This is a genomic window from Paenibacillus camerounensis (genome assembly GCF_000723885.1).
GTDB classification, from domain to species: Bacteria; Bacillota; Bacilli; order Paenibacillales; family Paenibacillaceae; genus Paenibacillus_AQ; species Paenibacillus_AQ camerounensis.
This window is the reverse complement of the sequence record NZ_CCDG010000003.1, coordinates 115,043-138,433: the sequence shown is the minus strand read 5'-3', so window position 1 is coordinate 138,433 and position 23,391 is coordinate 115,043. Positions and strand designations below refer to the sequence as shown.

Here is a 23,391-nt window from a genome sequence, read left to right as displayed (position 1 = left end):
GTGAGCACATGGAAGCTTTGAAGAGAACGCCTTTTTACAGCCTTTATTCCGCTTATGCGGAGGCCAGATGCATTGATTTCGGCGGCTGGGAGCTGCCGGTTCAGTTTACAGGAATCGTTAAGGAGCATGAGGCTGTCCGCCAGCAGGCAGGACTGTTCGATGTATCGCACATGGGGGAGTTCATGGTCAGCGGAAGCGGCTCGGAAGCTTTTCTGCAAAAAATGACCACCAACGATGTCAGCCGGCTGGCTGACGGTGCAGCACAGTACACCCTGATGCTGTATCCGGACGGGGGAGTTGTGGATGACCTGCTCGTCTACCGTCTTGGTGAAGAACGCTACATGCTTGTCGTCAACGCCTCCAACATCGATAAGGACTTCCAGTGGCTGCAGGAGCATCTCACTGCTGAGTTCAGCGGAGTCAGCCTGGTGAATGTCTCGGATGACACCCTGTTACTGGCACTGCAGGGTCCGCTCGCGGAAACAATTCTCCGTGAAGTGACCTCCGCTCCAGTTGCAGAGCTGAAGCCTTTCCACTTCATTGAGCAGGCTGAGGTCTGCGGCGTTGAAGTCCTGCTCTCCCGTACCGGCTACACTGGTGAAGACGGCTTTGAACTGTACGCCCCACTCGATACAGCCGCCGCCCTGTGGAACGGCCTGCTGGCAGCGGGTGCTCCGCATGGACTGACGCCGGCCGGTCTGGGCGCACGCGACACGCTCCGCTTCGAGGCCAAGCTGCCGCTGTACGGCCAGGAGCTGTCGGCAGATATCACTCCGCTGGAAGCCGGCGTACAGTTCTTCGTCAAGCTGGATAAAGCAGATTTCATCGGCAAGGATGCGCTGGTGAAGCAGAAGGAAGCCGGGCTGCCCCGCCGCCTGGTCGGGCTTGAGATGATTGACCGCGGCATTCCGCGTTCCCACTATCCCGTCTACGCAGACGGTGTCAAGATCGGCGAGGTAACAACCGGAACCCAGTCCCCGACGCTGAAGCGTAATCTCGGACTTGCGCTGCTCGATGCAGCCTACAGTGATATCGGCACCGAAATTTATGTGGAGATTCGCGGCAAACAGCTTAAGGCTGCTGTGGTCAAAGCACCGTTTTATAAAAAAAGCCAGGGAGTGAAGCCGCAATGAAGCACCGTTATCTGCCCATGACTGAGCAGGACCGCAAGGAGATGATGGAAGCCGTCGGGATTCAGTCCATGGAGGAGCTGTTTATCGACATTCCGCAATCTGTACGCTATCAGGGTACTATGCCGATGTCAGAGGCTTTGGATGAATATGCCTTGCTCCGCCATATGAAAGAATTGGCCGACAAGAACGCCCACTTCGATACCCACGCCAGCTTCCTCGGCGCCGGAATCTATGATCACCATATCCCGGTTGTCATCAACCATGTAATTTCCCGTTCGGAGTTCTATACAGCTTACACCCCGTATCAGCCGGAGATTAGCCAGGGCGAGCTGCAGGCGATTTTCGAATTCCAATCCTATATCTGTGAGCTCACCGGCATGAAGGTGGCTAATGCCAGCATGTACGACGGCGCTACAGCCTTCGCGGAAGCGGCTGTTCTGGCAGCAGGCGCAACCAAACGCAAAAAACTGATTGTTTCCCGTACCGTCCATCCCGAAGCCCGGCAAGTACTGGCTACATCAGCCGGTGCCTGGGGGCTTGAGGTCGTGGAAATTGATTATAAAGATGGCGTAACCGATCAGGCCAAGCTTGCTGAAGCAATCGACGGGGATACCGCAGCCGTGCTGGTACAGTCCCCGAACTTCTTCGGGGCAATCGAAGACCTCCGGGCAATCGAACCGCTGATTCATACGGTCAAAGGACTGCTCGTAGTCAGTGCCAATCCGCTGGCACTGGGCGTTCTGGAAACACCGGGCAAGCTCGGAGCCGACATTGTAGTCGGTGATGCGCAGCCGCTGGGCATTCCGGCTTCGCTTGGCGGTCCGACCTGCGGATTCTTCGCTGTAGCAGAGCCGCTGATGCGCCGTATGCCGGGCCGGATTGTCGGCCAGACCGTGGACCGTAACGGTAAGCGCGGATTCGTGCTCACTCTTCAGGCCCGCGAACAGCATATCCGCCGTGAAAAGGCGACCTCCAACATCTGCTCCAACCAGGCGCTGCTGGCGCTGTGCGCTTCTGTCTACCTGTCGGTTATGGGAAAAGAGGGCATGCGCGAGGTCGGCGAGCTAAATATCCGCAAGAGCCACTATGCAGCAGGCAGACTCGGAGAGCTTCCAGGCGCAGCCCCTGCATTCACCGCACCGTTCTTTAACGAATTCGTACTGAAGCTTCCTGAAGGAAGCAGCGTCAGTGAAATTAATTCCAGGCTTGTTAAAGAAGGCTTCCTTGGCGGCTATGATCTAGGCCGTGATTATCCGGAGCTGGCCGGACATATGCTGGTTGCCGTTACGGAGAAAAGAAGCAAGTCGGAAATCGACCAATTCGCCAAGCTATTGGAGGGCTGTTTATGAAACCGGAACAAAGTCTGATTTTTGAGCTTAGCCGTCCCGGCCGCTCAGCCTATTCCCTGCCTGTATGCGATATTCCTGAGGATGCGGCCATTGATACCCTGATACCGGCCGGACTGCTGCGCAGTGAGCCAGTGCTGCTGCCGGAAGTGTCTGAAGTGGATGTAATCCGCCACTACACCGCCCTTTCCCGCCGCAACTTCGGTGTCGATAACGGCTTCTACCCGCTAGGCTCCTGTACAATGAAATACAATCCAAAGATTAATGAAGATGTAGCCCGCTTCCCGGGTCTGGCTAAGATTCACCCTTACCAGCCGGAAGAAAGCATTCAAGGCGCACTTGAACTGATGTATACTCTGCAAAAAGATCTGGCCGTTCTGACCGGCATGGATGCCGTCTCCCTCCAGCCTGCCGCCGGTGCCCACGGGGAATGGACCGGCCTGATGATGATCCGCGCCTACCATGAGAGCCGCGGCGAGAAGCGTACTAAGGTCATCGTGCCGGACTCCTCACATGGCACCAATCCGGCCAGTGCCGCAGCTGCGGGCCTGGATACCGTAACGATCCCTTCCAATGCCAAAGGCATGGTGGATCTTGAAGCCCTGAAGGCTGCCGTCGGCAGCGACACTGCTGCACTGATGCTGACTAACCCGAGTACGCTCGGCCTGTTCGAAACGCAGATTGTCGAGATTGCTGAAATCGTTCATGAAGCCGGCGGCCTGCTCTATTATGACGGAGCGAATTCCAATGCGATCATGGGCATTACCCGTCCGGGCGATATGGGCTTCGACGTCGTGCATTTGAATCTGCACAAAACGATGAGCACCCCGCACGGCGGCGGCGGCCCGGGAGCCGGACCTGTCGGCGTAAAGTCGATTCTTATTCCGTTCCTGCCGCAGCCTTCTGTAGTACAGAATGAAGACAGCAGCTACTCGCTGAACTACGGCGGACCGGAATCCATCGGCCGGGTCAAAGCCTTTTACGGCAACTTCGGTATCCTCGTTCGTGCCTATGCCTACATCCGCACCTACGGACCGGACGGCCTGCGCGAGGTATCCGAGAACGCTGTGCTGAATGCCAACTATATGATGCACCGGCTGGCACCGTACTTCGAAATTCCATATCCGGGCGTCTGCAAGCATGAGTTCGTTATGTCCGGCCGCAATCTCAAGCAATACGGGGTGCGTACGCTCGACGTAGCCAAGCGGCTGCTCGACTTCGGCTACCACCCGCCGACAGTCTATTTCCCGCTCACCGTCGAAGAGTGCATGATGATCGAGCCGACCGAAACCGAAAGCAAGGAAACACTCGACGGGTTCATTGAAACCATGATTCAGATCGTCAAGGAAGCCGAGGAGACACCGGAGATCGTCATCAACGCTCCGCATACAACCGAAATCAGCCGTCTGGATGAAACCCAGGCTGCGCGGAAGCCGGTATTGAACTGCTCTTGCGGTTAATATATTCAGATTAATAATCAAATTAAAGCGGCTACCCCCAAGATACTCGTATCCTTTGGGAGATAGCCGCTTTTTTAATGGCGTTTTCTTTTCCGTACAACATCTTAACTAATCTGCCGCTCAATCAAAATTAAATAGTTTTATCCGTTACAGCTGTACTATTAAAAATAATGCCTCAGCGGCGGGGCCGACTTTTTTCGTTAAAATCCAATAATTTTTTTTAGCTGCTATGCTATTCCGCCAGTTTTCGACACGAGCCAAGTGCTATATTGGAACATGGCTTTTGTCTAAAGATCACAATCATCAGAGTAAGGGAGGAATAGCCTTGAGTATTATCGAAGCCAGGGGCCTGACCAAGTCCTTTGTGCAGGCGGTGAAGGAGCCGGGCCTGAAAGGGGCGCTCAAGCACCTGATTGTCCCCAGAAACATTACAAAAGTGGCTGTCCATCCGCTGGATCTCAGCATCGAAACCGGTGAAACTGTCGCCTACGTGGGACCGAACGGTGCCGGCAAGTCCACCACGATCAAGATGCTGAGCGGCATCCTGAAGCCGTCCGGGGGCAGCATTTCTGTAAACGGTATCAATCCGTATAAAAAAAGAATGGAGAACGCCGCCGGAATCGGTGCGGTCTTCGGCCAGCGGACCCAGCTGTGGTGGGACATTCCGATTGTCGAATCCTTTTCGCTGCTGAAGGATATTTACGAGATTCCCGATCACGTGTACCGGAATAATCTGGAGCAGTTTATCGAGCTGCTGGGCATGAATGAATTCATTCATTTATCCGCCCGGAAGCTCTCGCTGGGGCAGCGGATGCGCGCCGATCTGGCTGCAGCCCTTTTACATAACCCGCCCATTGTCTATCTCGACGAACCGACGATCGGGCTCGATGTATCCGTGAAGCAGAAGATCCGCGAATTCATCAAAAAAATCAACCAGGAGCAGCAGACCACCGTCATGCTGACCACTCATGATCTAGGCGATATTGAGGACCTGTGCAAACGGCTGATTATCATCGACCATGGCATGATTATTTATGATGGCAGCCTGAGCGAGGTGAAGTCGCGTTTTGCCCGCAGCCGGGTTATTTTCTTCCAGGTTGGCTCACCGATGCCGGAGCTGTTCGCAGAGCTGGACCAGACTCCCGGAATCAGGCTTACGCTGCAGAATGAACAGGAATTCTCTGTTGCTTTTGACCGGTATGAATATACCGCCAGTGATGTGGTCAGCCGGGTGATGCGCCATGGCGAGGTCATTGACTTCCGGATGGAGGATGCCAACATTGAACAGGTAATCAAGGCTGTATATGACGGTAATCTCGATCTGAATCTGAATCAGCAAGCCCAATAAGAAAGGAGGACCCTCACAGCCATGTCTGCTATTCCACTTAAAAAATACAGGAGCATTGCGAACCGTTCCCTGCAAAATGTGCTGGCCTACCGGACCTCCTATGTAATCGGATTTTTGGCCAATACCGTGAATCTGCTGGCAATCTACTTTTTGTGGCAGGGCATTTACAGCGGCCGCAGCGAGGTCGGCGGATACACCTGGGATCAGATGAAGACCTATCTGCTGGTCACTTTTCTGGCTAACTCCGTGCTCTCCTGGTACTCCGAAACCTCCATTTCCGGTAAAATCCTGGATGGGAGCGTAGCGATAGATCTGCTCAAGCCGCTGGACTTCCAGAGCGCCCGCTTCTCGGAGACGCTGGGGGCCAGTCTGCTGGAGGGCGGTATGAGCGCGGTTCTGCTGACGATATTTGCCTCCTTTCTGTCCGGAATTACCCTGCCGCACTCGCCGCTTGTCTATGCGCTGTTTCTCTTAAGCCTGCTCGGCGCCATTCTGGTTAAATTCGGCGTCGTGTATCTGGCGGCACTGCTCTGCTTCTGGTCAACCGGCTCAATGGGCATCGTCTGGACGCGGATTGCTGTTACCAACCTGCTGTCTGGAGCGCTTGTACCGCTGGCCTTTTTCCCGGACTGGCTGGAGCGGCTGGCTTTATGGCTGCCCTTTCAGAGCATCATTCATACGCCGACGATGATCTTTCTGCAGCAGACCGGCACCGCCGAGAGTCTGAAGCTGATCGCTTTACAGGCGTTTTGGGGAATTGCCCTCTGGTTCGCCGGCAAAGCCATGTGGAACTGGGCGGTCCGCCAGGTAACCATTCATGGCGGATAAGATGAAAGGAGTGAGAACAGGTGCGGGTATCAAGGATGTTCTATTTATACAGGCGGTTATACGTGCAGCAGCTCAAAGCCATACTTGAATATAATAAGGATTTCTACATATTAATGTGTTCCGCTGCGTTAACCCAGGTGCTCGGCTTTGTCTTCCTCTGGGTCATTTATGACCGGATTCCGGATATCAACGGCTGGCAGTTCTGGGAAGTAACGTTTATGTATGCGATGATTTTTGTGACGGAAGGCGTCGGCTCGCTGTTCTTTGAAGGCACCTGGCGGATGAGCCGGCTCGTTAATCTGGGTGAAATGGACCGCTACCTGCTGCGGCCGGTGCCTGTGGTGCTGCAGGTCTTCTGCACAGGGATCGGGATCAACGGCCTCGGCAATATGCTGATCGGCGGAGTCATCATCTGGCAGTCTCTGATTCACGGAAATGTACATTTTACTCCGGGGAAAATCTTCATCATTCTCCTTCTCCTGATTACGGCGGTGATTATCCGCGTATCCATTAATCTGGCCGCCAATTCAGCCGCCTTCTGGATCAAAAATGCCGGAAATGCCTTTCCGCTGATGGTCCATAACCTGGCTGATCTGGCCAAGTATCCGCTGTCGCTGTTTCCGCAGGCGATCCGTGTATTTGTCTCCACCGTGCTGCCGTATGCTTTTATCAGCTTCTATCCGGCTACCTATGTCTTCGGCAAAAGCGGCTGGTCAGGCTGGTGGATGCTGGCTCCGGTTGCGGCGCTGGGAAGCATGGCCGCAGCGTACGGCATCTTCCGCTTCGGGCTGTCGCGGTATGAGAGCACGGGCAATTAGCGGCGCGGTCTCTTGCTGATCTTATGAATACGGCAGAACCCTAACGGCAACAAACAGAGGCAGTGCGGAATTTCCGCACTGCCTCCGGCTTTATACTGAGATGCTTACCCAGGTCTGGGTCATCCCCGAATACGATTCACAATCATCCATCCTTACAATGCTGCTTCCGCCTGCTTCCCCGCTTCCTTCCGTTCCCTGGCTGATCTCCGGAAATACAGCAGCTCATATACCGCCGGTACAACCAGCAGCGTCAGTACAGTTGCTGCGGTCAGTCCGCCGATTACGACAATTGCAAGGCTCTGCGAGACGATACTGCCCTGCTCTGAATGTCCGAACAGAAGCGGAAGCATGGCGCAGATGGTCGCAATTGCTGTCATTAGAATCGGACGCATCCGTGTTCCTGCCGCCTCAAGAATCGCTGCTCTCACCGTCATATGCTCCTCGTTCTGCTTGATCCGGTCAATCAGCACAACCGCGTTAGTGACTACAATTCCGATCAGCATCAATGCTCCGAATAATGCTGTAAAGTCTGGAGTCACCCCCGAAATGATCAATGCAACGATTGCCCCGATTGCTGCGAGCGGCAGCGAGAACATGATTGCCAGCGGGGCGCGCAGTGTCTTAAAGGTCAGCACCATGATCAGGTAGACCAGGCCGATTGAGATCAGGGCCGTCATTCCCAGATCACCAAAGTCTCCGGCCTGATCGGCAGAGGCTCCGCCGGCAAACAGGGTTACACCTTCGGGCAGGGTAATAGTGTCTGTCTGCCTGGTGATCTCTGCCCCGATAGCTGATACCCTCTTCGCATCCACCTCTGCGGTAATCCGCACATAAGGCTTGCCGTCCTTATGGTAGAGCATGGCCGGCTGCTCTGTAACCTCAAGTGAAGCTACGTCAGTGAGCAGCTGCGGGCCGCCGGAGGTCATCAGCGTAATCTGCTTGAGCTCCTCCTGTGACTGCGGCTGGAGCACCGGCTCCAGTACAACCGCCGCCGGCGAGCCCTCCAGCTCCATCTGCCCGAGCGGAACCGGATTCAGCATAGCTGCCAGCTGCATTGAGAGTTCCTGGGCATTAGCCGCAGCGGGATCAACGCCAAAGGCAAATACCGGCTTGGTGTCCTCCATATTACTGGTGACCTTGTTTACCCCGTCAACGGCCTCTATCAGGGCTGCCGCCTTTTGGGCGACCGTCTGAATCTCCGCCAGGTCATCGCCGGCAATATCCACATATTCACTTGTGGAGGAGGAGCCCATCATGCTGGATTCGTTAGCAGTGAGTGCCGCTCCTTCATAGCTGTCCTGCAGACCCCGTACATGATCAAGGAACAGCTGGGCATCGGCATCTTCCTTCATCAGCACAGTGTAGTCTACCTGAGTCAGTGAGCTTACCGTTCCCCATTTAGCCATATCTGCACTGTTGCCGGATTGCATCACGACGGTTTCGGCTTCCGGCCGGCTAATCATCTCCTGCTCAAGCTGCTTGCCCTTTTCCAGCACCTCCGCTACCGGTACATCATTGGGGTACACAAGCTGGACAGCAACCATACTGGCATCCGCTGCATCCAGCGCCCCCTTCGGCATTGCAATATAAGCGGCGATGGAGCCCGCGAGCAGCACCAGGCCTGCCGTCAGCGTGATCCACTTGCGGTGCAGATTCCAGTCGAGGAAACGGGAGAACCACTTGGCCGGCTCATGCGCCTTCATGGAAGTGCCCCGCAGCAGCCAGGCGCTCAGCAGCGGCACTACAGTCAGCGCTACAACCAGCGAGGTCAGCAGTGAGTAAGTTACCGTCAGAGCAAAGGGCAGCAGAAAAGCCTGCAGGCTGCCCCGCAGCAGACCCATCGGCAGGAACACCGCAACGGTGGCAATCGTCGAGGTGGTGATGGCTCTCGCAACCTCACCAGTCGCACTGATTACCGTTTCACGGGATAAGGGCTCTTTTTGCAGCCGGCGGTAGATATTCTCAATTACAACTATGCTGTCATCGACCAGCCGCCCTACCGCAACGGCGACACCGCCGAGTGTGACGATGTTCAGCGTGATACCGGAAACCTTGAGCAGATACAGGGTCACAGCCAGCGACAGCGGAATAGATACTGCTGTAATCAGCGTAGCCCGGATATTGCGCAGGAACAGCAGAATAACGGCCGTTGCGAACAGGGCACCGAGCAGCACCTCACGCATCATACTGTTAACTGAGGTAACGACCATATCAGAGGTGCTGAAGATAACGGACAGCTCGGCATTCGGCACACTCGTGTTAATCTCATCCGCAGCATCCCGCACCTTCTCACCGACATCAACCGCATTTGCCCCGGCTTCCTTGGTGATAATTGCGAACAGCACATCCTTGCCGTTCGAGCGGCTGACGCTCTCCTGATCGGCTTTGACTGTAACGGCAGCGATATCCCGCAGGGTTACACCGGCAGCGACCGGAAGCCTGTTTAACGTATCCAGACTGTCTATGGAGGACGTAACATTCACATTTCCCGTCTGTCCGCCGATCGTCTGCTCACCGATGGAAGCCGATACACTGCGTCCCTGAAGCAATCCCAGCACCTGTGCTGTCGAGACGCCCTTTGATGCCATCGCCTGCGGGTCCAGCTTCACATTCACCTGCGGACTGGTTTTGCCGTAGAGGGCTACACTGGCTACACCGTCTATCTTTTGCAGCTGTGGGATAATGGTGTTTTCGGCGGCCTCCAGATTTTCTTTGGTCAGCCCGTCGTCAAAAGATAACGTGGTCTGCGCCACCGGAATCATTGAAGTGTTCAGCTGCACAATAAAAGGGTCCATCACCCCTTCCGGGAGCGTCAGCGCACCGATTGCCTTCTCCACCTCCTGCGAGGCTTCCTTCATATTGGTTTTCCCGTCAAAATAAAGATCCACCTTGGCGTACCCGTCCCCGGAGGTGGACATCTGACCGGTTTTGCCTTTGACTGCAGCGGTGGCCGCCTCAATCGGCTTCGTAACGCCGCTCTCCATTGACTGCGCATTCTTGCCCGGCCCCAGCACTGTAACCGTCACCTGCGGATTATCGGCTTCAGGCATAAATTCCATCGGCAGTGTAGTATAGCTCAGTATCCCCACTACCAGCGCCATAACGACCAGCAGGCCGACAGCCCCCTTATTGCCAAAAGACCATTTTGTGAACCATGTCATGTTTCGAATTCCCCTTCCGCTCTCCTATTTAGGCTAATACACTATGTCTGCTTTCCTTATGTATAACAGCTGCTTTCTTGCTTTAGTGTAGTCCCTTTATATGGATGCCAAAACCGTCCTGCGGCTGGTTTCATACTCAGTCTTAAGACGCGGTCATCCTAATTCCCGGGATAGAGAGAACAGCTGATGAGGAGTGGCATGCAGGCCGAATAGCCCCTCTGCTCTATGCAGAAGGGCTATTTCTAAGATGGAAATTGTACAGCGGACTATTCTTAGCCTTTCTTCACCAGACGCCGGACCGGTTCACGGAAGACCGCCTTCAGGAGCGGCGGCGTGACCAGTGTGGTAGCAATGACTACAATAATGACCGCTGTAAAATATTCCGGCAGCAGCAGTCCGCTCGCAAGTCCGGTGGATGCAATGATAAGCGCGACCTCCCCCCGGGATATCATCCCGGTACCGATTATGACCGCTGAACGGGTACTGAAGCCGGTAAGCCGCGCCCCCAGTCCGCCGCCCAGCAGCTTGGCCAGCACTGAGACGATAACCAGGACAATCATGAACGGGATCTGACTGCCTGCACCATCAAAGGTAACGCTAAGCCCGATGCTCACAAAGAAAACCGGGACGAACAGTGAATAAGCAACAGGTGCAACTTTAGTATCTACTGTATGCCTGAACGGAGTCTGCCCGACAGCAATTCCTGCGGCAAAAGCGCCGATAATCCCGGCCATTCCCATCATCTCTGCAAAGTAAGCAAATCCGAAGCAAATCACCAGCGCTGCCGTAACCGTAACCTCCGTCACCTTCAGCGGGGCGAACCCCTTCATCAGCCGGGGAACCAGCAGCCAGCCTGCGAGGATAGCAACGGCGAAGAACAGTACCTTTTTTCCAATGAGCAGACTGATGGAGACGGCCTCCCCTGTCCCGAAAAAGCTCATCAGCAGCGCAAGCAGAATGACCACCAGAATATCATCCACCACAGCAGCGCCCAGAATCGTCGTACCCTCCGGTGAATTCAGCTTGTTCATCTCCTGCAGCACCTGCACTGAGATACTGACCGAGGTCGCGCTCAGCAGCGCACCAAGAAACAGCGCATGATGCTGGTCGAAGCCGAACCATTCCCCGACAGCCATGCCCCCGAGAAAAGGCAGCATGATCCCGCCTACCGCCACCGCAAATGCAGACTTCCAGTTACGCTTCAGCTGCGTGAGGTCTGTCTCAAGACCCGCGATGAACATCATCAGCAGCACACCGATCTCCGACATATAATGGATAAAATCACTGTCCTGCACCCAGCCGAGCACCGCCGGACCGAGAACAATCCCGATCAGCAGCTTGCCGAGTACAGCGGGCTGACCCAATCTCACAGATAACGCCCCCGCCAGCTTCGTAAACAACAAAATAAGCACTAATACCAGAATAAATTCCATTTGCATCCCCCCGCTTAGAATCATCCCCTGTTGCCGAAAAAAGACAAGGAGGAGCCCTTGGTGACAGGCTCCTCCTTGTAAAACAGATATTCGGTTGAACAATATTGTATTAGTATACCTTAAGCCCCCGGCAGGCGCAATCACAATTAGCCGGATGGCAGGGTTTGGCGTTTAGGCGCTGACCCCCGCCTCGTTCGGACGCAGCGTTGCCGAGCCGAGCGCCAGCAGAATCGCCGCCATCAGACCGAGCACGGCAAAGGGCAGCCACAGCTCATTCCAGCCGCCGCCTGTAGCGGCGATGTCCACCGCCTGGATCGCCCATTTCTGCGGCGTGAAATTAGCGGCCTTCTGCATGTACTCCGGCATAATGGATATCGGCCAGAAACAGCCGCCCAGCATACAGGTTGGTGTAAGAATGAGCGCATTCAGCATGCCGGCATTGCGCGGATTACGGATCAGGCCGGCTACCGTGGCGGCAATGCCCATAGAGACAAACATGAATGCGGCCAGCACCAGGAAGTACAGTAGCATCGGTACTTCATAATCATAGCGCAGCACCCACTTGCCGAGAATCAGGACGACGGCAATCTGAATGAGACCTACCAGAAAGCTGCCGCAGAAATTGCCCAGCGTGATCTCATAGGCGCGTACCGGGGCACTGTACATTCTCATCATGGTCCGGCCTCTGCGGTCATCCATAATCTGATTGACCGAGCTGGTAACCAGGCTCATCAGGAACATTAGGGTCATTCCGGTAATGACCCCCAGTGTCTGCCTCGGGTACAGGTCATAATCCGTCTTTATACTTGATACATTGTGCTGCTCTGCCTGCTGCAATATAGCGGCAAACCGCACGGCCTGATCATCGGAGCCGGCCCCCTTCACCGTGGCTGCGGTCACCAGCATCTGTCTGGCAATGGCTTCAGCCTTCAGCTTCAGCAGCACCGAATCCTCGGTGATCTTCAGCTCGTATACGGTCAGCTGAGGCTCCCTGCCATCCAGCAACTGTGCCGTGTAATCCTGAGGAATCAGCAGCCCGGCAACGCCCTCCTGGCCAATGACGCTCTTCTTAACAGCCTGTTCATCAGAACGTTCTGCCAGTTCGTATTCACCGGTGCCCTTCAGCTCAGCCAGCAGATGCCTGCCTCCCGGACCGTTATCCAGATTAGTATAGAGCACAGTACCAGAGGAGCTGTTATCGCTGCCTCCGGTAATGGAGATTATGCCGGCAATTACGATGCCCGGCAGAAAAATATGCAGCAGCAGCCCTCTGCGGGAGCCGATGGTCCGTTTGACCATATTCCAGCCAATTGTCCATATCTTACTCATTGGTAACCCACCTTCCGGTATGTGAAGACCACTCCGCTAATCAGCACAAGACAAATTGCTGACATCACCAGCAGGTTGGGCAACAGCTGCTCAAACCCGGAATGCAGCATCATTTTGATCATCGCCTGCAGCTCCCAGTGGTTAACTGTAAACGCGCCAACGCTGTTCACCCAGGAATCCGGCAGAGGCAGCATGCCTCCGCTCATGAAGGTCATCGCTACCGTCAAGAAATTCACAGCACTTGTGGCCTGTTCACTTGTCTGGCATAACATGCAGGCAAGGATCGAAAGCATCATCGAGGCGATAATCATCAGCAGGCAGAACACCATCAGCAGCCACGGACGGTTGCCCCAGTACACGCCGAACAGCACATCGGTAAAAAAGATAATTGCCGCACACTGCACTCCCGTAAGGAGGCCGACCCCGAGCATTTTGCCGATGAACAGCTGCGAGCCCTTGACCGGCATCGAATTGATCCGGAACAACGTATGGTTTTCCCTCTCGCTGAACAAAGACCCCGTAACCGTAAGCCCGCTGTACAAAAGAAACATCAGCAGCATCGACGCCGCGTAAAATTGCGAGGCTGTGTAATCTTTTCCGCCGTTATTGAGATTGCCGAGCTGCACTGCAGGCTGTTCAGTCAATACAGGCTGGACTGCTGCCAGCGCCTCCGGCCCCAGCGTCAATGCTGCCGCCTGCTTGTAGTTGATTTCGCTGAGAAAGTTGTCGAACACAGCCCCTGCCGCAGTATTGTCGCTGTGGTTTTTACCTAGAATGAATTCCAGCTCCGCATGGACGCCGCTCTGGATGTCACGGTCAAATTCCTGAGGCACAATGACAGCATAGCCGTATTTGCCTGTGCGAAGTCCGCTTTCCGCTTCCCCTCGGTTCTGCACCTCTACAGGAATTATGAAGCGCTGAACCTCATCCGACTTCAGAAAAGCATCCAGCATAGCTGATTGCACCTGAGCTTGCCCTGCAGTGTTCACAATAGCAACCTTCACCGGATTTACGGTCTCCGGACTGCCTCCCCCGACCACTCCGGATAACGAGGCACCCAGCAGGAAGATCAGCACAATCGGCAGCAGAATCATATTCAGCATCCAGGTGCGTGAACGCAGCAGCCTGCGCAGCTCACCTGTCATAATCGTCCAAATGTTCATTTCAGCTTATAGCTCCTTTCTCAGTCCCTGAGGGTCCGCCCGGTCAGGCTGAGGAACAGCGTCTCCAGATCCGGCTCATCGATATGCAGGGAGACAATAACTCCCTCATGCTTGGCAAAAATAAACAGGATATCCTGCAGCTCACTCTGTGAGGACGGGAGATACAGCTCAACAGCATCCTGCACGGTCTCCACACGGTTAATCCGCGGATGTCTGCCCAGCTCGCTTAGCAGGCCGGGGGTTATGTTGGCTGCCCTTATGACGATTTTCTCTTCATGGGCTACCCGGTCGCGCAGCTCCTTCTCGGTACCGCAGGCAATGATATGGCCTTTATCCATAATCGCCACCCGGTCACAGATCGCCGCTACCTCCTCCATGTAATGGCTTGTGTATATAATCGTCGAGCCGAGCTTGTTCAGCGCCTTGACCGACTCCAGAATATGATTGCGCGACTGGGGATCGATGCCGACTGTCGGCTCATCCATAATAATCAGCTTCGGGCGGTGCATAATGGCACAGGCAATATTCAGGCGCCGCTTCATCCCTCCCGAGAAGGTAGCCGGCTTCTCTTTGGACCGGTCACTTAATCCGGTAAAAGCAAGCGCCTCCTCTGTACGTTCCTTCAGAAGATTGCCCCGCAGACCGTACAGCTTGCCGAAAAACCGCACGTTCTCCGCCGCAGTCAGATTTCCGTATAACGCCAGGTCCTGGGGGACAAGCCCGATCCGTTTCTTAACCTCAAGCGAATGTTCCTTTACGGATAACCCGTCAATCACGATTTCACCGGAATCATATTTAAGCAGGCCGCAGATCATGCTGATGGCAGTACTTTTCCCGGCGCCGTTCGGCCCGAGCAGCCCGAAGATTTCCCCTTCCTCAATCTTGACATTCACATGGTCCACCGTCAGCTTTTGATCATACCGCTTGACAACATCCCTGAGCACTGCAAGAGCCATCCGCTCATCTCTCCCATTCTGGTTACTTCTTATAGTTATCATTGTAGCGTACAGTAGGCCTTGCGGAAGGTACGCAAAGTCATGAGCTGGTGGTGACTAAAGTCATCTCCTGTACATACAGCCGGATATGCTAAGATGAATACAGACGCCAACGGCCTTATATTAAGATATAAAGGATGAATACCTTGACCAGAGAGCTGCAGATCATCCGCTTCAGCCTGCTGTTAATTCCGGCTGTGCTCACCGTTTATGTATATGATTATTCAGATTATAGCCTGTTCACCTTCTTCTTCCTTCTGCAGCTGCTGCTGGCAACTGCCGGCGCGCGGCTGCCGGGGAGATTGCCTGTGCTAGCCGTAATTCTGGAGCTGCTGTACAGTGCGTGGATGTGCCGGGAATACGGGCTGCTGATGCTTTTTCCGGCTATATCCGCGCTGCTCTGCTATTCCAGGCTGCTGCCCGGTTCTATCCCTATTCTGCTCGCCGGATTGCAGCTGGGCGCTCTGAATGTTGCCTTTTCCGGCTCAGGTTCTTCTGAGCTGATCTGCATCAACCTTACCTTTCTGCTTGCGGCTGCGCTGGATAGGCTCCTGCTGCGCGCCGGCCGCGGCCGGGAGGATACGCTGTTTCTGTATGATGAGCTGCGCAAAAAACACTTCGAGCTAGATGAAACCCGCAACCGGCTGCTGCAGTTCACTGCCCAGGTGGAGAACGCGGCTCAGGCGGAGGAGCGGGTACGGATCTCACGGCAGCTGCATGATGATATCGGCCACAGGCTGATCCGGGTCAAAATAATGGTTGAGGCTGCCATTCATACCCTGCCTGCCTCACCTGATACCGGAATGGAGATGATGGGCCAGATCCGGGACCAGTTGGCCGCAAGCATGGATAATATGCGAAATGCCTTGAGACAGGTGAACTATGCCCCCCAGCTTGAGGGTGCCTACGCCCTGGACCGGCTGCTGGAGGAGACCGGAAGGGACACCGGTATAGAGACCTCATACCAGGTACACGGGGATATCTATCCTCTGTACCCGAGCGTGCAGGTGGTACTGTACAAAAACGCCCGGGAAGCCCTAACCAATGCCCTGAGGCACGGGAAGGCCACTTCCGTATGGATCACTGTGCGTTATAGTGAGCGGGAGATTGTCATGGAGACCGGCAATAACGGACGGCTGCCGGGCGGGGATGAGCTGCAGCGGCTTCGGGCCAGCGGCGGGATGGGGCTAAAGGGGATGGCCGAACGTACCGGCCTGGTCGGGGGAACGCTGGAGCTGCGCACAGAGGTGCCGTTCACTGTGATTACCAGACTGCCGGTATACCGGCATGGTGAGCTTAAATGAGAGTGTGAAGCGGGAGAGCAGACATTTCTGGAGGAACAGACATACGTGAGGCTTACAATCCTAAGTTCCAATTATTAAGCTACATAATTCAGCCAAGCCGAGGTGAGCCTTCTGTATGATTAGAGTTGTGATTGTTGATGATGATCCTTTTATCCGTGAGAGCCTCAAGGTGCTGGTCGGACTGGATGCAGAGATTGAAGTCGCGGGCGGCGCAGCCGATGGCGGAGAAGCGCTCACACTGCTGCAGGAGCTGCCGCAGGCTGCCGATGTTGTGCTGATGGATATCCGGATGCCGGTCTGCGACGGGGTCGAGGGCACACGCCGGATTAAGGCTGTCTATCCCCAGATGTCTGTGCTGATGCTGACTACCTTTGACGATGATGAATACATAATAGAAGCACTGCGGAGCGGGGCCAGCGGATATCTGCTGAAGAATATCCCGCCGGACCGGATTATCCAGGGCATCAAAACAGTACACCAGGGCAATATGCTGATCCACCCCGATATTGCCCGCAAAATGGCCGGCTTTCTTCAGCCCGCAGCAGCCAGGCCGGCTCCTGCAGCGGAGCCCTCCCTTGAGTCCTACGGACTGACTAAGGCTGAACAGGGCATCGTCACCGCCATTGCCGAAGGCCTGACCAACAAAGAGATCGCCGCCAGGCTATTCCTGAGTGAAGGGACCGTGAAGAACTACATTACCGATATCCTCAGCAAGCTCAGTCTGCGTGACCGGACGCAGATTGCCATATTTTATCTGAGGGACTGCCGGGGTTGACGGGCTAACGGACCGGATCAGTTAGACTAATAAGTAGACACCCCCTAGCTATTCTGCCGCTTAATACTACCGATGCACTCCTCACTGGCAGAGCTCCCCCCGGCCGTGTGTCAGCAATCAAAAAGGCCAGCTCCCGCAGCGATGACGGGGAGCTGGCCTTCTTTATCAGTTGATTGCAGCGCTTCAAAAGCATGGATTGCCGGCGGCTTAATTAAGCATCCAGTGTTTCCGTGTTCGCGGTCTCAGGCGGGCGCGGCCGCTCATGTCCGGCGGGCGGCTGAGCGGCGGGCGCCTTGGCCCGGTTCAGTCCGGCTGCAGCCAGGCCTTTGCGGCGGGTACGCGTTCCCGTCCTCATGCCGATGATGCCAAAGATGCTGGTCGGCTTCGCACCGGCTGTTACGGCTTCATCCGGCTCCGGCACGAGAATCATGCCCAGCTGGTGATGATCCCCGTCGTAGATCGGACGCTGCAGGTATTTGCTCTCGCCTTCCCGGTTCTGCACCTCCAGCTTGCAGTAAGCGGGATTCATGCGCAGCGCTTCGTGCAGCTGCGCCGCCTCGGTCAACAGGACCCCGTTGACCTTCAGCAGCACTTCGCCCGGCAGGATGCCCAGCTCCGCTGCCGGACTGCCCGGCAGGACGGCCAGCACCTTGCGGCCGGCCGGCGGATGCACGAAGCTCGGACTGGTGCTGCGCTCCTCGAGCGCGCTGTACCAGTTCAAGCCTTCGTGCAGGAGCAGCGCGAGCAGCGCCGCAACCAGCGTCAGCGGGCTCCAGGCGGCGGCGAGCAGGCTTACGCCCAGCAGGATGATGCTGTATGCCAGCAGCCGTCCTGCGGTGCGGGCTGCCTTGCGTGCAGGCAGCAGGCTGTAGGTTGTCCCGCTGAAGCCGATGATAACCGGCAGCGATACGAGCCCGAGCCCGCCGCCAAGCAGCGGCTGCCAGGGCAGGTCAGCGGTTCCCGCAGCAGAGGGAACCAGCAGGAACAGCGGCAGCGGCCAGAAGGCTTCCAGCTGGTAGCCGCCGACAACCTTGCCGCGCTTGCCCTCCAGGAAGAGCGGCGTCGCCAGACGCTCGCCCTGCCAGCGCGCGAGCAGCGCTTCGGCGAGATGCAGCAGACCGGCCAGCACGAGGAGTGCCGGAATGTCCATTCCGCGCACCGCCGTAACCAGCCGTCCGGCGGCTCCGTCCTGAAGCGCATCCGGGAAGAAGGAAATAATGAACTGTATAATGCCTAATACTCCAACGGAGTAACCAAAAGTTAAGTAACGTACACGGAATAACATAAGAATCAGGCTGACAATCCAGATGCAGACAACAGCATCTGCCGGCAGTGAAATACCTACCGCGACTGCCGCGAATGACACGGCCAGACCCATGACAAGCCCGCTCCATACCGTCCGCCATGTCTCTGAGCCCCAGCCGTGCTGCTTCACATGAATCAGCTTGCGCTCCAGCGCCACCTGTCTGCGGTAATACAGGGCAATGAACAGAATTGCAATATAGTAATAAGGCTGAATCAGCAGGTGTATGACCGCTGTGCCCAAGCTTGTAAGCAGTTCTAGCATATCATTCAAACTGTCATCACACTCCCTCTACACAAGCTTCAAAAAAAAGAAGGCTGAATTCAGCCTTCTTACTTGTTCGACGCGGCTTTCTGGATTTCCTTCCGCACCTCTTCAATTCCCCGGTTGCGCTGGTTGTCATTGGCCGGGTCCTGAATGACCTTGATCAGCGCCAGCTCCAAGGCTTCAGCGGTTTTGGCATCGATGATGCCGGTTGCCTGCAGCTTCGACGCGCTCTGGAATTTCTTCACCGCATCTTTAGTCGCAGCGTCGAAATATCCGTCCTTACGCCCCGGCTTATAGCCCAGGCCGTCCAGCATGGTCTGCGCACTTTTAATGTCCGAGCTGTTCATATTGTATTGCAGGGTAGCACTCTTATTAATCGGCGCTACCGAGAAATAATCCGGCTGGGACACCGCAATGTCCGGCTCAATGCCTTTTCCGTGAACCCAGGTGCCGTCCGGCGTCAGCCATTTGGCAATCGTGATCTTGAGCAGGCTGCCGTCTCCAAGCTCCTTCTCGAAGCTGGTCTGTACAGTACCCTTACCGAAGGAATGCTCACCGATCAGCTTGGCTCCGGCTGACTGCTGCAGCGCTCCCGCCAGAATCTCCGATGCGCTTGCGCTTCCCTTGTTCATCAGCACTACAACCGGATAAGCTTTGCTTGAACCCTTAGAGGTGCTGACCTCACGCGATTTATCCTTATTTTCAACCTGAACAATGGTTTTGCCTGCAGGCACGAACTGCTCTGCCATCTCAATAACGCGCTGCAGTACACCGCCCGGATCGTTGCGGACATCAATGACAAGCCCCTTCATGCCCTGCTTCTCCAAGCTGTTCAGCTCTTCCTTGAACCGCTCCGCGGTATTCATTGAGAACTGGGTCACTTCGATGACGCCAACGCCGTCCTTCTCCATGGTGGCATAGACGGTTTCCAGCTTCACATCGTCGCGGGTGATCACGAATTCCAGCGGCTCTGCTGATCCGGTCCGCTGCACCTTGAGCGTTGCCTTGCTGCCCTTCGGTCCGCGGATTTTGGCGACGGCGTCATTCAGCTCAAGGCCTTCCAGCGTTTCGCCGTTGACCGACAGAATAACATCCTTAGCCTGAATTCCGGCCTTTTCAGCCGGTGCTCCCTTAATCGGCGAGACAACGACCACTTTACCGTTATCCGAGGATACTTCAGCGCCGATACCCGAGAAGGAGCCTTCGATGCTCTCTTCAAACTTCTCTGCTGTTTCCTTGCCCATATAATTGGAATAAGGATCGCCCAGTGCTTCCATCATACCGTTAACAGCACCGTCGATCAGCTTGTTCCGGTCCACCGTATCGTAGTAGTTATCTTCTATCAGGCTTAGTGCGGTGCCCAGCTTCTGGGATTCCTTATCCTCCAGGCCGCTGTTCGTCTGCAGGACAGCCGCTACACCTTCACCCGCAGCTTGTCCGACAACCTGCACATAACCGGTCACGCCAAGGGTTAACAGGCTCCCGCAGAGCAGCGCAGCGACGATCATAAAGACCGCCGTGCTTTTCTTTAACATGATGTTCCCACCGTCCCTTCTGTCCATCTACTAAAGGCCCGCTTCCGTCCCGCCAGGACGGTATCTCTTCCAGTATATGCCGCAGTGCTGATTAATATTTATTGTCGCTGCCTTAATTTGTGTTTGGCAGCCAAATTACAGATAAGGCATCGGATCAACGGTCTTGCCGTCTACCCGTACTTCAAAGTGAAGATGCGGTCCTGTGGAGCGTCCAGTTGAACCCGATTCGGCAATAACCTGTCCTCTGTCTACCTTATCTCCTGCCGAAACTCGGAGGCCGCCCTCACGGATATGGCCGTACAGCGTCCATACACCGCCGCCGTGGTCAATAATGACACAGTATCCGTATCCGCTCCACCATTCGGCAACCAGCACGGTACCAGAATCCGCAGCGTGAATATTGGTTCCCTGCGGAACCGCAAAGTCTACGCCGGTATGCATCTTACCGACTTCACCAGTTACCGGATGTGTCCGTTTTCCATACCCTGAGGAGATCCGCGCCGAGCCTACAGGCATCTGGAACGGGCCGCCGCTGCCGGCAAACTCCGAGGAGGAGCTTACGCTGCTGACGCTTGCAGACTTGGCTTTTGCCTTGGCAGCTGCGGCTGCCGCTCTGCGCGCCGCTTCCGCTTTGGCTGCAGCCGCTTTACGTGCCGCTTCCTCTGCCTTCAGCTTATCCTTCTGCGTCTCCAGCGCAGAACGCTCGCTGGCCAGCTGCACCAGCTTCGCTTCCTGCTCTTCGGAAATTTCCCCGGACACCAGAATTTCTTCATCATAATGAGCGATAAGCTCCTGCTTCTCCGCTTCCTTCTCCTTCAAGACACTGCGCTGATCCTCAAGCTGGGTATACAGCTGCTTTGCATTCGCATACTGTCCTTCCAGCTCCATTTTCTTCGCTACCACAGTCTCCTTATCGAGTTTATGCTGCTCCAGCAGATCCTGATCCTGATCCACGATCATCTTGAGCGAATCCGCCCGGTCCAGGAAATCCGAGAAGCTGGTCGATGACAGCAGCACATCAAGATAAGAAACAGCGCCATCGGTATACATCAGCCGGACACGGGATTCCAGCAGCTTTTCACGCGAAGCAATCCGGTCCTCTGCATCACTCAGCTCAGTTGCAGTCACATTGAGCGACTCCTCCGTGCTGGCGATTTTACCGGAAATGGTCGTCATCTCACCCTTTACCTGATCGATCTGTGCCAGCACATACTCAAGATTTTCGGTTGTTTTGTTCTTGTAGTGCTGTGCCTCCTGAGTACGGGAAGCCGCCTTTTCCTGCGCGGCCTTAGCCGCCTGCACCTCTTGCTGCAGCTTCTTCAGCTGCTGATCTATTTCTGCGACTGTTGTCTTTTTGGCATATCCGTCAGAGGGTCCTAAAAAAGTGACAGCCAGCAGTGCTACGGCCAGTCCGGCGGCAATCTTCTTCTTCAACTCGCACTCCCCATCCTTTTACTCCGTATTTATAATGTCATCTCACGTCAGAAATGGTCCCTACACCTTCAAAAACTTGCGGATCGACACGGTACTTCCCCAGATTCCGATCAGCATGCCAAGGCCCACCAGCAGCCCGCACATGAGCAGCCAGATTTCTTCAACAGGAATCATCTGCAGCCCCAGCATCGGATCACCCTGAACAGAACGGGTCAGACTGCTGTAACCGATAAAGAGAACGCCGGAGGTCACCAGTGACCCGATCAGTCCGATCAGCGCCCCTTCCACAAAAAACGGCCAGCGGATAAACGCATTCGTTGCCCCTACCAGCTTCATAATGCCAATCTCCTTGCGGCGGGCGAGAATGGTTACCCGGATCGTATTGGAAATCAGGAACATGGACATCAGAGCCAGGCCTGCTACAAAAATAAAGCCTATATTGCGCACAGCGCGCGTAATCTTAAACAGTGTCTCAACGGAGCCCTTACCGTAGTTTACTTTATATATCGGCTTCTCTTCATGCGTTGTGTTTAGTGCTTCTATCTTATCTGCTACAAACGGAACAGTGGTCGGTTCAATCACTTCGACCAGCAGCTTGTCCGGCAGCGGGTTATTCTCTTCGTCAAAGCCTTCAAGCAGCTCGGCTGCCTCCGGCCCCATATCCTCACGGAACTCAATCAGCCCCTGCTCCTTGGATATGAACTCCACCTTGCTTACTTCCGGCATGCTGCCGATTTCGTTCTGCAGTGTTTCACGCATCTTCTGATCTGTGTTAAGCGTCAGATGCACATTGACCTGCACCTGGCTGTCCGCCTTGTCGGCGATGGAGTTCACATTGAGTACAAGCAAAATAAAGACACCGAGCACGAATAGGGAGACGACAATAGATGTGATGGAAGCCACCGACATCCAGCCGTTGCGGAATACATTTTTGAAGCCTTCCCGCATGTGGCGCAAGAAGGTTTTAAAACTCATAACCGTATTCCCCTCTCACCTGGTCTCTGACAATGTTGCCGTTCTCGATCGCCAGTACCCGTTTGCGCATTTTATTGACGATATCCCTGTTATGGGTAGCCATCACAATCGTTGTACCGCGAAAATTAATTTCGTCCAGCAGCTGCATGATGCCCCAGGAGGTCTCGGGATCGAGGTTACCGGTAGGCTCGTCTGCAATGATAACGGACGGATTGTTGACGATGGCACGGGCAATCGCAATCCGCTGCTGCTCTCCGCCCGATAGCTGGGAAGGCTCACGGTTCGCTTTGCTGCGCAGTCCCACCAGATCAAGCACCTCGTTAACGCGCTTCTTCATGATTTTCTTCGGGGCCTCAATAACCTCCATCGCAAAAGCGACATTCTCATACGCCGTCAGCTTAGGCAGCAGCCGGAAATCCTGAAACACTACGCCGATATTGCGCCTAACATAAGGAATTTTACGCGGCTTCAGCTTGCCGATATTGAACCCGCCTACTGATATCTGGCCTTTCGTCGGTGTTTCTTCTCTATAAATTAATTTCATGAATGTTGATTTTCCTGCGCCGGACGGTCCGACGACATACACGAATTCGTTACGGTCAATCTTGACGGATATCCCCTGAAGGGCATTGGTCCCGTTGGGGTACGTCTTCCATACATCCTGCATTTCGATCAAAATTATCACTTCCCGATTTTGTCATATTCCGCCGGCCGGCCGTCAGGTCAGGCACCAAACCGCAGAAGCTTCCATCAACTGCCCAAATACCACAGGCGTATCTATTGT

At 55.0% G+C, this 23,391-nt stretch carries 18 protein-coding genes; 8 read left to right on the top strand and 10 right to left on the bottom strand.

Going from position 1 to position 23,391, the window contains the following annotated elements:
- Positions 1-8 precede the first annotated feature (8 nt).
- The 6 genes from gcvT (at position 9) to BN3772_RS00820 (ending at position 6,933) form a co-directional block, all read left to right on the top strand.
- Positions 9-1,133, top strand: a complete 1,125-nt coding sequence (gene gcvT / locus BN3772_RS00845; RefSeq protein ID WP_042195633.1) for a glycine cleavage system aminomethyltransferase GcvT — start codon at positions 9-11, stop codon at positions 1,131-1,133.
- Entirely contained in the window at positions 1,130-2,482 is a 1,353-nt protein-coding gene (gcvPA, locus tag BN3772_RS00840; RefSeq protein WP_042195631.1) for an aminomethyl-transferring glycine dehydrogenase subunit GcvPA, read from the top strand. The genes gcvT and gcvPA overlap by 4 nt, the downstream gene beginning before the upstream one ends.
- A complete protein-coding gene (gcvPB, locus tag BN3772_RS00835; protein ID WP_042195628.1) occupies positions 2,479-3,939 on the top strand; it encodes an aminomethyl-transferring glycine dehydrogenase subunit GcvPB in 1,461 nt (486 codons plus the stop codon). The genes gcvPA and gcvPB overlap by 4 nt, the downstream gene beginning before the upstream one ends.
- 325 nt (positions 3,940-4,264) lie before the next feature.
- The gene (locus tag BN3772_RS00830; RefSeq protein WP_042195626.1) at positions 4,265-5,287 is read left to right on the top strand and encodes an ABC transporter ATP-binding protein; all 1,023 of its coding nucleotides are present in this window, start codon (positions 4,265-4,267) and stop codon (positions 5,285-5,287) included.
- A 21-nt stretch (positions 5,288-5,308) separates the two neighbouring features.
- On the top strand, positions 5,309-6,115 hold the full coding sequence (locus tag BN3772_RS00825) for an ABC transporter permease (RefSeq protein WP_042195624.1): 807 nt from the start codon (positions 5,309-5,311) through the stop codon (positions 6,113-6,115).
- Between the two features lie 62 nt (positions 6,116-6,177).
- Positions 6,178-6,933, top strand: coding sequence for an ABC transporter permease (locus BN3772_RS00820; protein ID WP_244444647.1), 756 nt, complete (start codon positions 6,178-6,180; stop codon positions 6,931-6,933).
- 152 nt (positions 6,934-7,085) lie between these two features.
- Here the strand turns inward: BN3772_RS00820 and BN3772_RS00815 are convergent, their stop codons facing one another.
- From BN3772_RS00815 to BN3772_RS00795, 5 genes are all read right to left on the bottom strand, one after another.
- On the bottom strand, positions 7,086-10,094 hold the full coding sequence (locus tag BN3772_RS00815; protein ID WP_042195622.1) for an efflux RND transporter permease subunit: 3,009 nt from the start codon (positions 10,092-10,094) through the stop codon (positions 7,086-7,088).
- 272 nt (positions 10,095-10,366) lie between these two features.
- On the bottom strand, positions 10,367-11,527 hold the full coding sequence (locus BN3772_RS00810) for a cation:proton antiporter (RefSeq protein ID WP_042195620.1): 1,161 nt from the start codon (positions 11,525-11,527) through the stop codon (positions 10,367-10,369).
- 171 nt (positions 11,528-11,698) lie between these two features.
- Positions 11,699-12,856 (bottom strand): ABC transporter permease, encoded by a 1,158-nt coding sequence (locus BN3772_RS00805; RefSeq protein WP_042195617.1) that lies wholly within the window; start codon positions 12,854-12,856, stop codon positions 11,699-11,701.
- Entirely contained in the window at positions 12,853-14,019 is a 1,167-nt protein-coding gene (locus BN3772_RS00800) for an ABC transporter permease (RefSeq protein ID WP_042195615.1), read from the bottom strand. Before BN3772_RS00800 ends, BN3772_RS00805 begins: the two co-directional genes overlap by 4 nt.
- A 20-nt stretch (positions 14,020-14,039) precedes the next feature.
- Positions 14,040-14,975, bottom strand: coding sequence for an ABC transporter ATP-binding protein (locus tag BN3772_RS00795; RefSeq protein WP_042195613.1), 936 nt, complete (start codon positions 14,973-14,975; stop codon positions 14,040-14,042).
- A gap of 185 nt (positions 14,976-15,160) precedes the next feature.
- Here BN3772_RS00795 and BN3772_RS00790 point away from each other — a divergent pair, with 185 nt between their 5' ends.
- Both BN3772_RS00790 and BN3772_RS00785 read left to right on the top strand, forming a co-directional pair.
- Complete coding sequence (locus BN3772_RS00790) at positions 15,161-16,318, top strand: sensor histidine kinase (RefSeq protein WP_052380320.1); 1,158 nt, start codon at positions 15,161-15,163, stop codon at positions 16,316-16,318.
- A 115-nt stretch (positions 16,319-16,433) separates the two neighbouring features.
- On the top strand, positions 16,434-17,093 hold the full coding sequence (locus tag BN3772_RS00785; RefSeq protein WP_042195611.1) for a response regulator transcription factor: 660 nt from the start codon (positions 16,434-16,436) through the stop codon (positions 17,091-17,093).
- Between the two features lie 211 nt (positions 17,094-17,304).
- Here BN3772_RS00785 and BN3772_RS00780 read toward each other — a convergent pair whose 3' ends face one another.
- The 5 genes from BN3772_RS00780 to ftsE form a co-directional block, all read right to left on the bottom strand.
- A complete protein-coding gene (locus BN3772_RS00780) occupies positions 17,305-18,660 on the bottom strand; it encodes a PDZ domain-containing protein (RefSeq protein WP_167336645.1) in 1,356 nt (451 codons plus the stop codon).
- A 68-nt stretch (positions 18,661-18,728) separates the two neighbouring features.
- Positions 18,729-20,198 (bottom strand): S41 family peptidase, encoded by a 1,470-nt coding sequence (locus BN3772_RS00775; protein ID WP_042195609.1) that lies wholly within the window; start codon positions 20,196-20,198, stop codon positions 18,729-18,731.
- Between the two features lie 135 nt (positions 20,199-20,333).
- Positions 20,334-21,632 carry a murein hydrolase activator EnvC family protein gene (locus tag BN3772_RS00770; RefSeq protein WP_042195607.1) on the bottom strand — a complete coding sequence of 433 codons (1,299 nt, stop codon included), beginning with the start codon at positions 21,630-21,632 and terminating at the stop codon, positions 20,334-20,336.
- A 60-nt stretch (positions 21,633-21,692) separates the two neighbouring features.
- On the bottom strand, positions 21,693-22,607 hold the full coding sequence (gene ftsX / locus BN3772_RS00765) for a permease-like cell division protein FtsX (RefSeq protein WP_042181216.1): 915 nt from the start codon (positions 22,605-22,607) through the stop codon (positions 21,693-21,695).
- Positions 22,597-23,283, bottom strand: a complete 687-nt coding sequence (gene ftsE / locus BN3772_RS00760; RefSeq protein ID WP_039877506.1) for a cell division ATP-binding protein FtsE — start codon at positions 23,281-23,283, stop codon at positions 22,597-22,599. Before ftsE ends, ftsX begins: the two co-directional genes overlap by 11 nt.
- Between the last annotated feature and the right edge of the window lie 108 nt (positions 23,284-23,391).

Excerpts from the sequence above, each read along its gene's own strand:
- gcvT (WP_042195633.1), top strand. The coding sequence starts at position 9 with ATGGAAGCTTTGAAGAGAACGCCTTTTTACAGCCTTTATTCCGCTTAT.
- gcvPA (WP_042195631.1), top strand. The coding sequence starts at position 1,130 with ATGAAGCACCGTTATCTGCCCATGACTGAGCAGGACCGCAAGGAGATG.
- gcvPB (WP_042195628.1), top strand. The coding sequence starts at position 2,479 with ATGAAACCGGAACAAAGTCTGATTTTTGAGCTTAGCCGTCCCGGCCGC.
- BN3772_RS00825 (WP_042195624.1), top strand. The coding sequence starts at position 5,309 with ATGTCTGCTATTCCACTTAAAAAATACAGGAGCATTGCGAACCGTTCC.
- BN3772_RS00815 (WP_042195622.1), bottom strand. The coding sequence starts at position 10,094 with ATGACATGGTTCACAAAATGGTCTTTTGGCAATAAGGGGGCTGTCGGC.
- BN3772_RS00810 (WP_042195620.1), bottom strand. The coding sequence starts at position 11,527 with ATGGAATTTATTCTGGTATTAGTGCTTATTTTGTTGTTTACGAAGCTG.
- BN3772_RS00805 (WP_042195617.1), bottom strand. The coding sequence starts at position 12,856 with ATGAGTAAGATATGGACAATTGGCTGGAATATGGTCAAACGGACCATC.
- BN3772_RS00800 (WP_042195615.1), bottom strand. The coding sequence starts at position 14,019 with ATGAACATTTGGACGATTATGACAGGTGAGCTGCGCAGGCTGCTGCGT.
- BN3772_RS00795 (WP_042195613.1), bottom strand. The coding sequence starts at position 14,975 with ATGGCTCTTGCAGTGCTCAGGGATGTTGTCAAGCGGTATGATCAAAAG.
- BN3772_RS00785 (WP_042195611.1), top strand. The coding sequence starts at position 16,434 with ATGATTAGAGTTGTGATTGTTGATGATGATCCTTTTATCCGTGAGAGC.
- BN3772_RS00780 (WP_167336645.1), bottom strand. The coding sequence starts at position 18,660 with ATGCTAGAACTGCTTACAAGCTTGGGCACAGCGGTCATACACCTGCTG.
- BN3772_RS00775 (WP_042195609.1), bottom strand. The coding sequence starts at position 20,198 with ATGTTAAAGAAAAGCACGGCGGTCTTTATGATCGTCGCTGCGCTGCTC.
- ftsX (WP_042181216.1), bottom strand. The coding sequence starts at position 22,607 with ATGAGTTTTAAAACCTTCTTGCGCCACATGCGGGAAGGCTTCAAAAAT.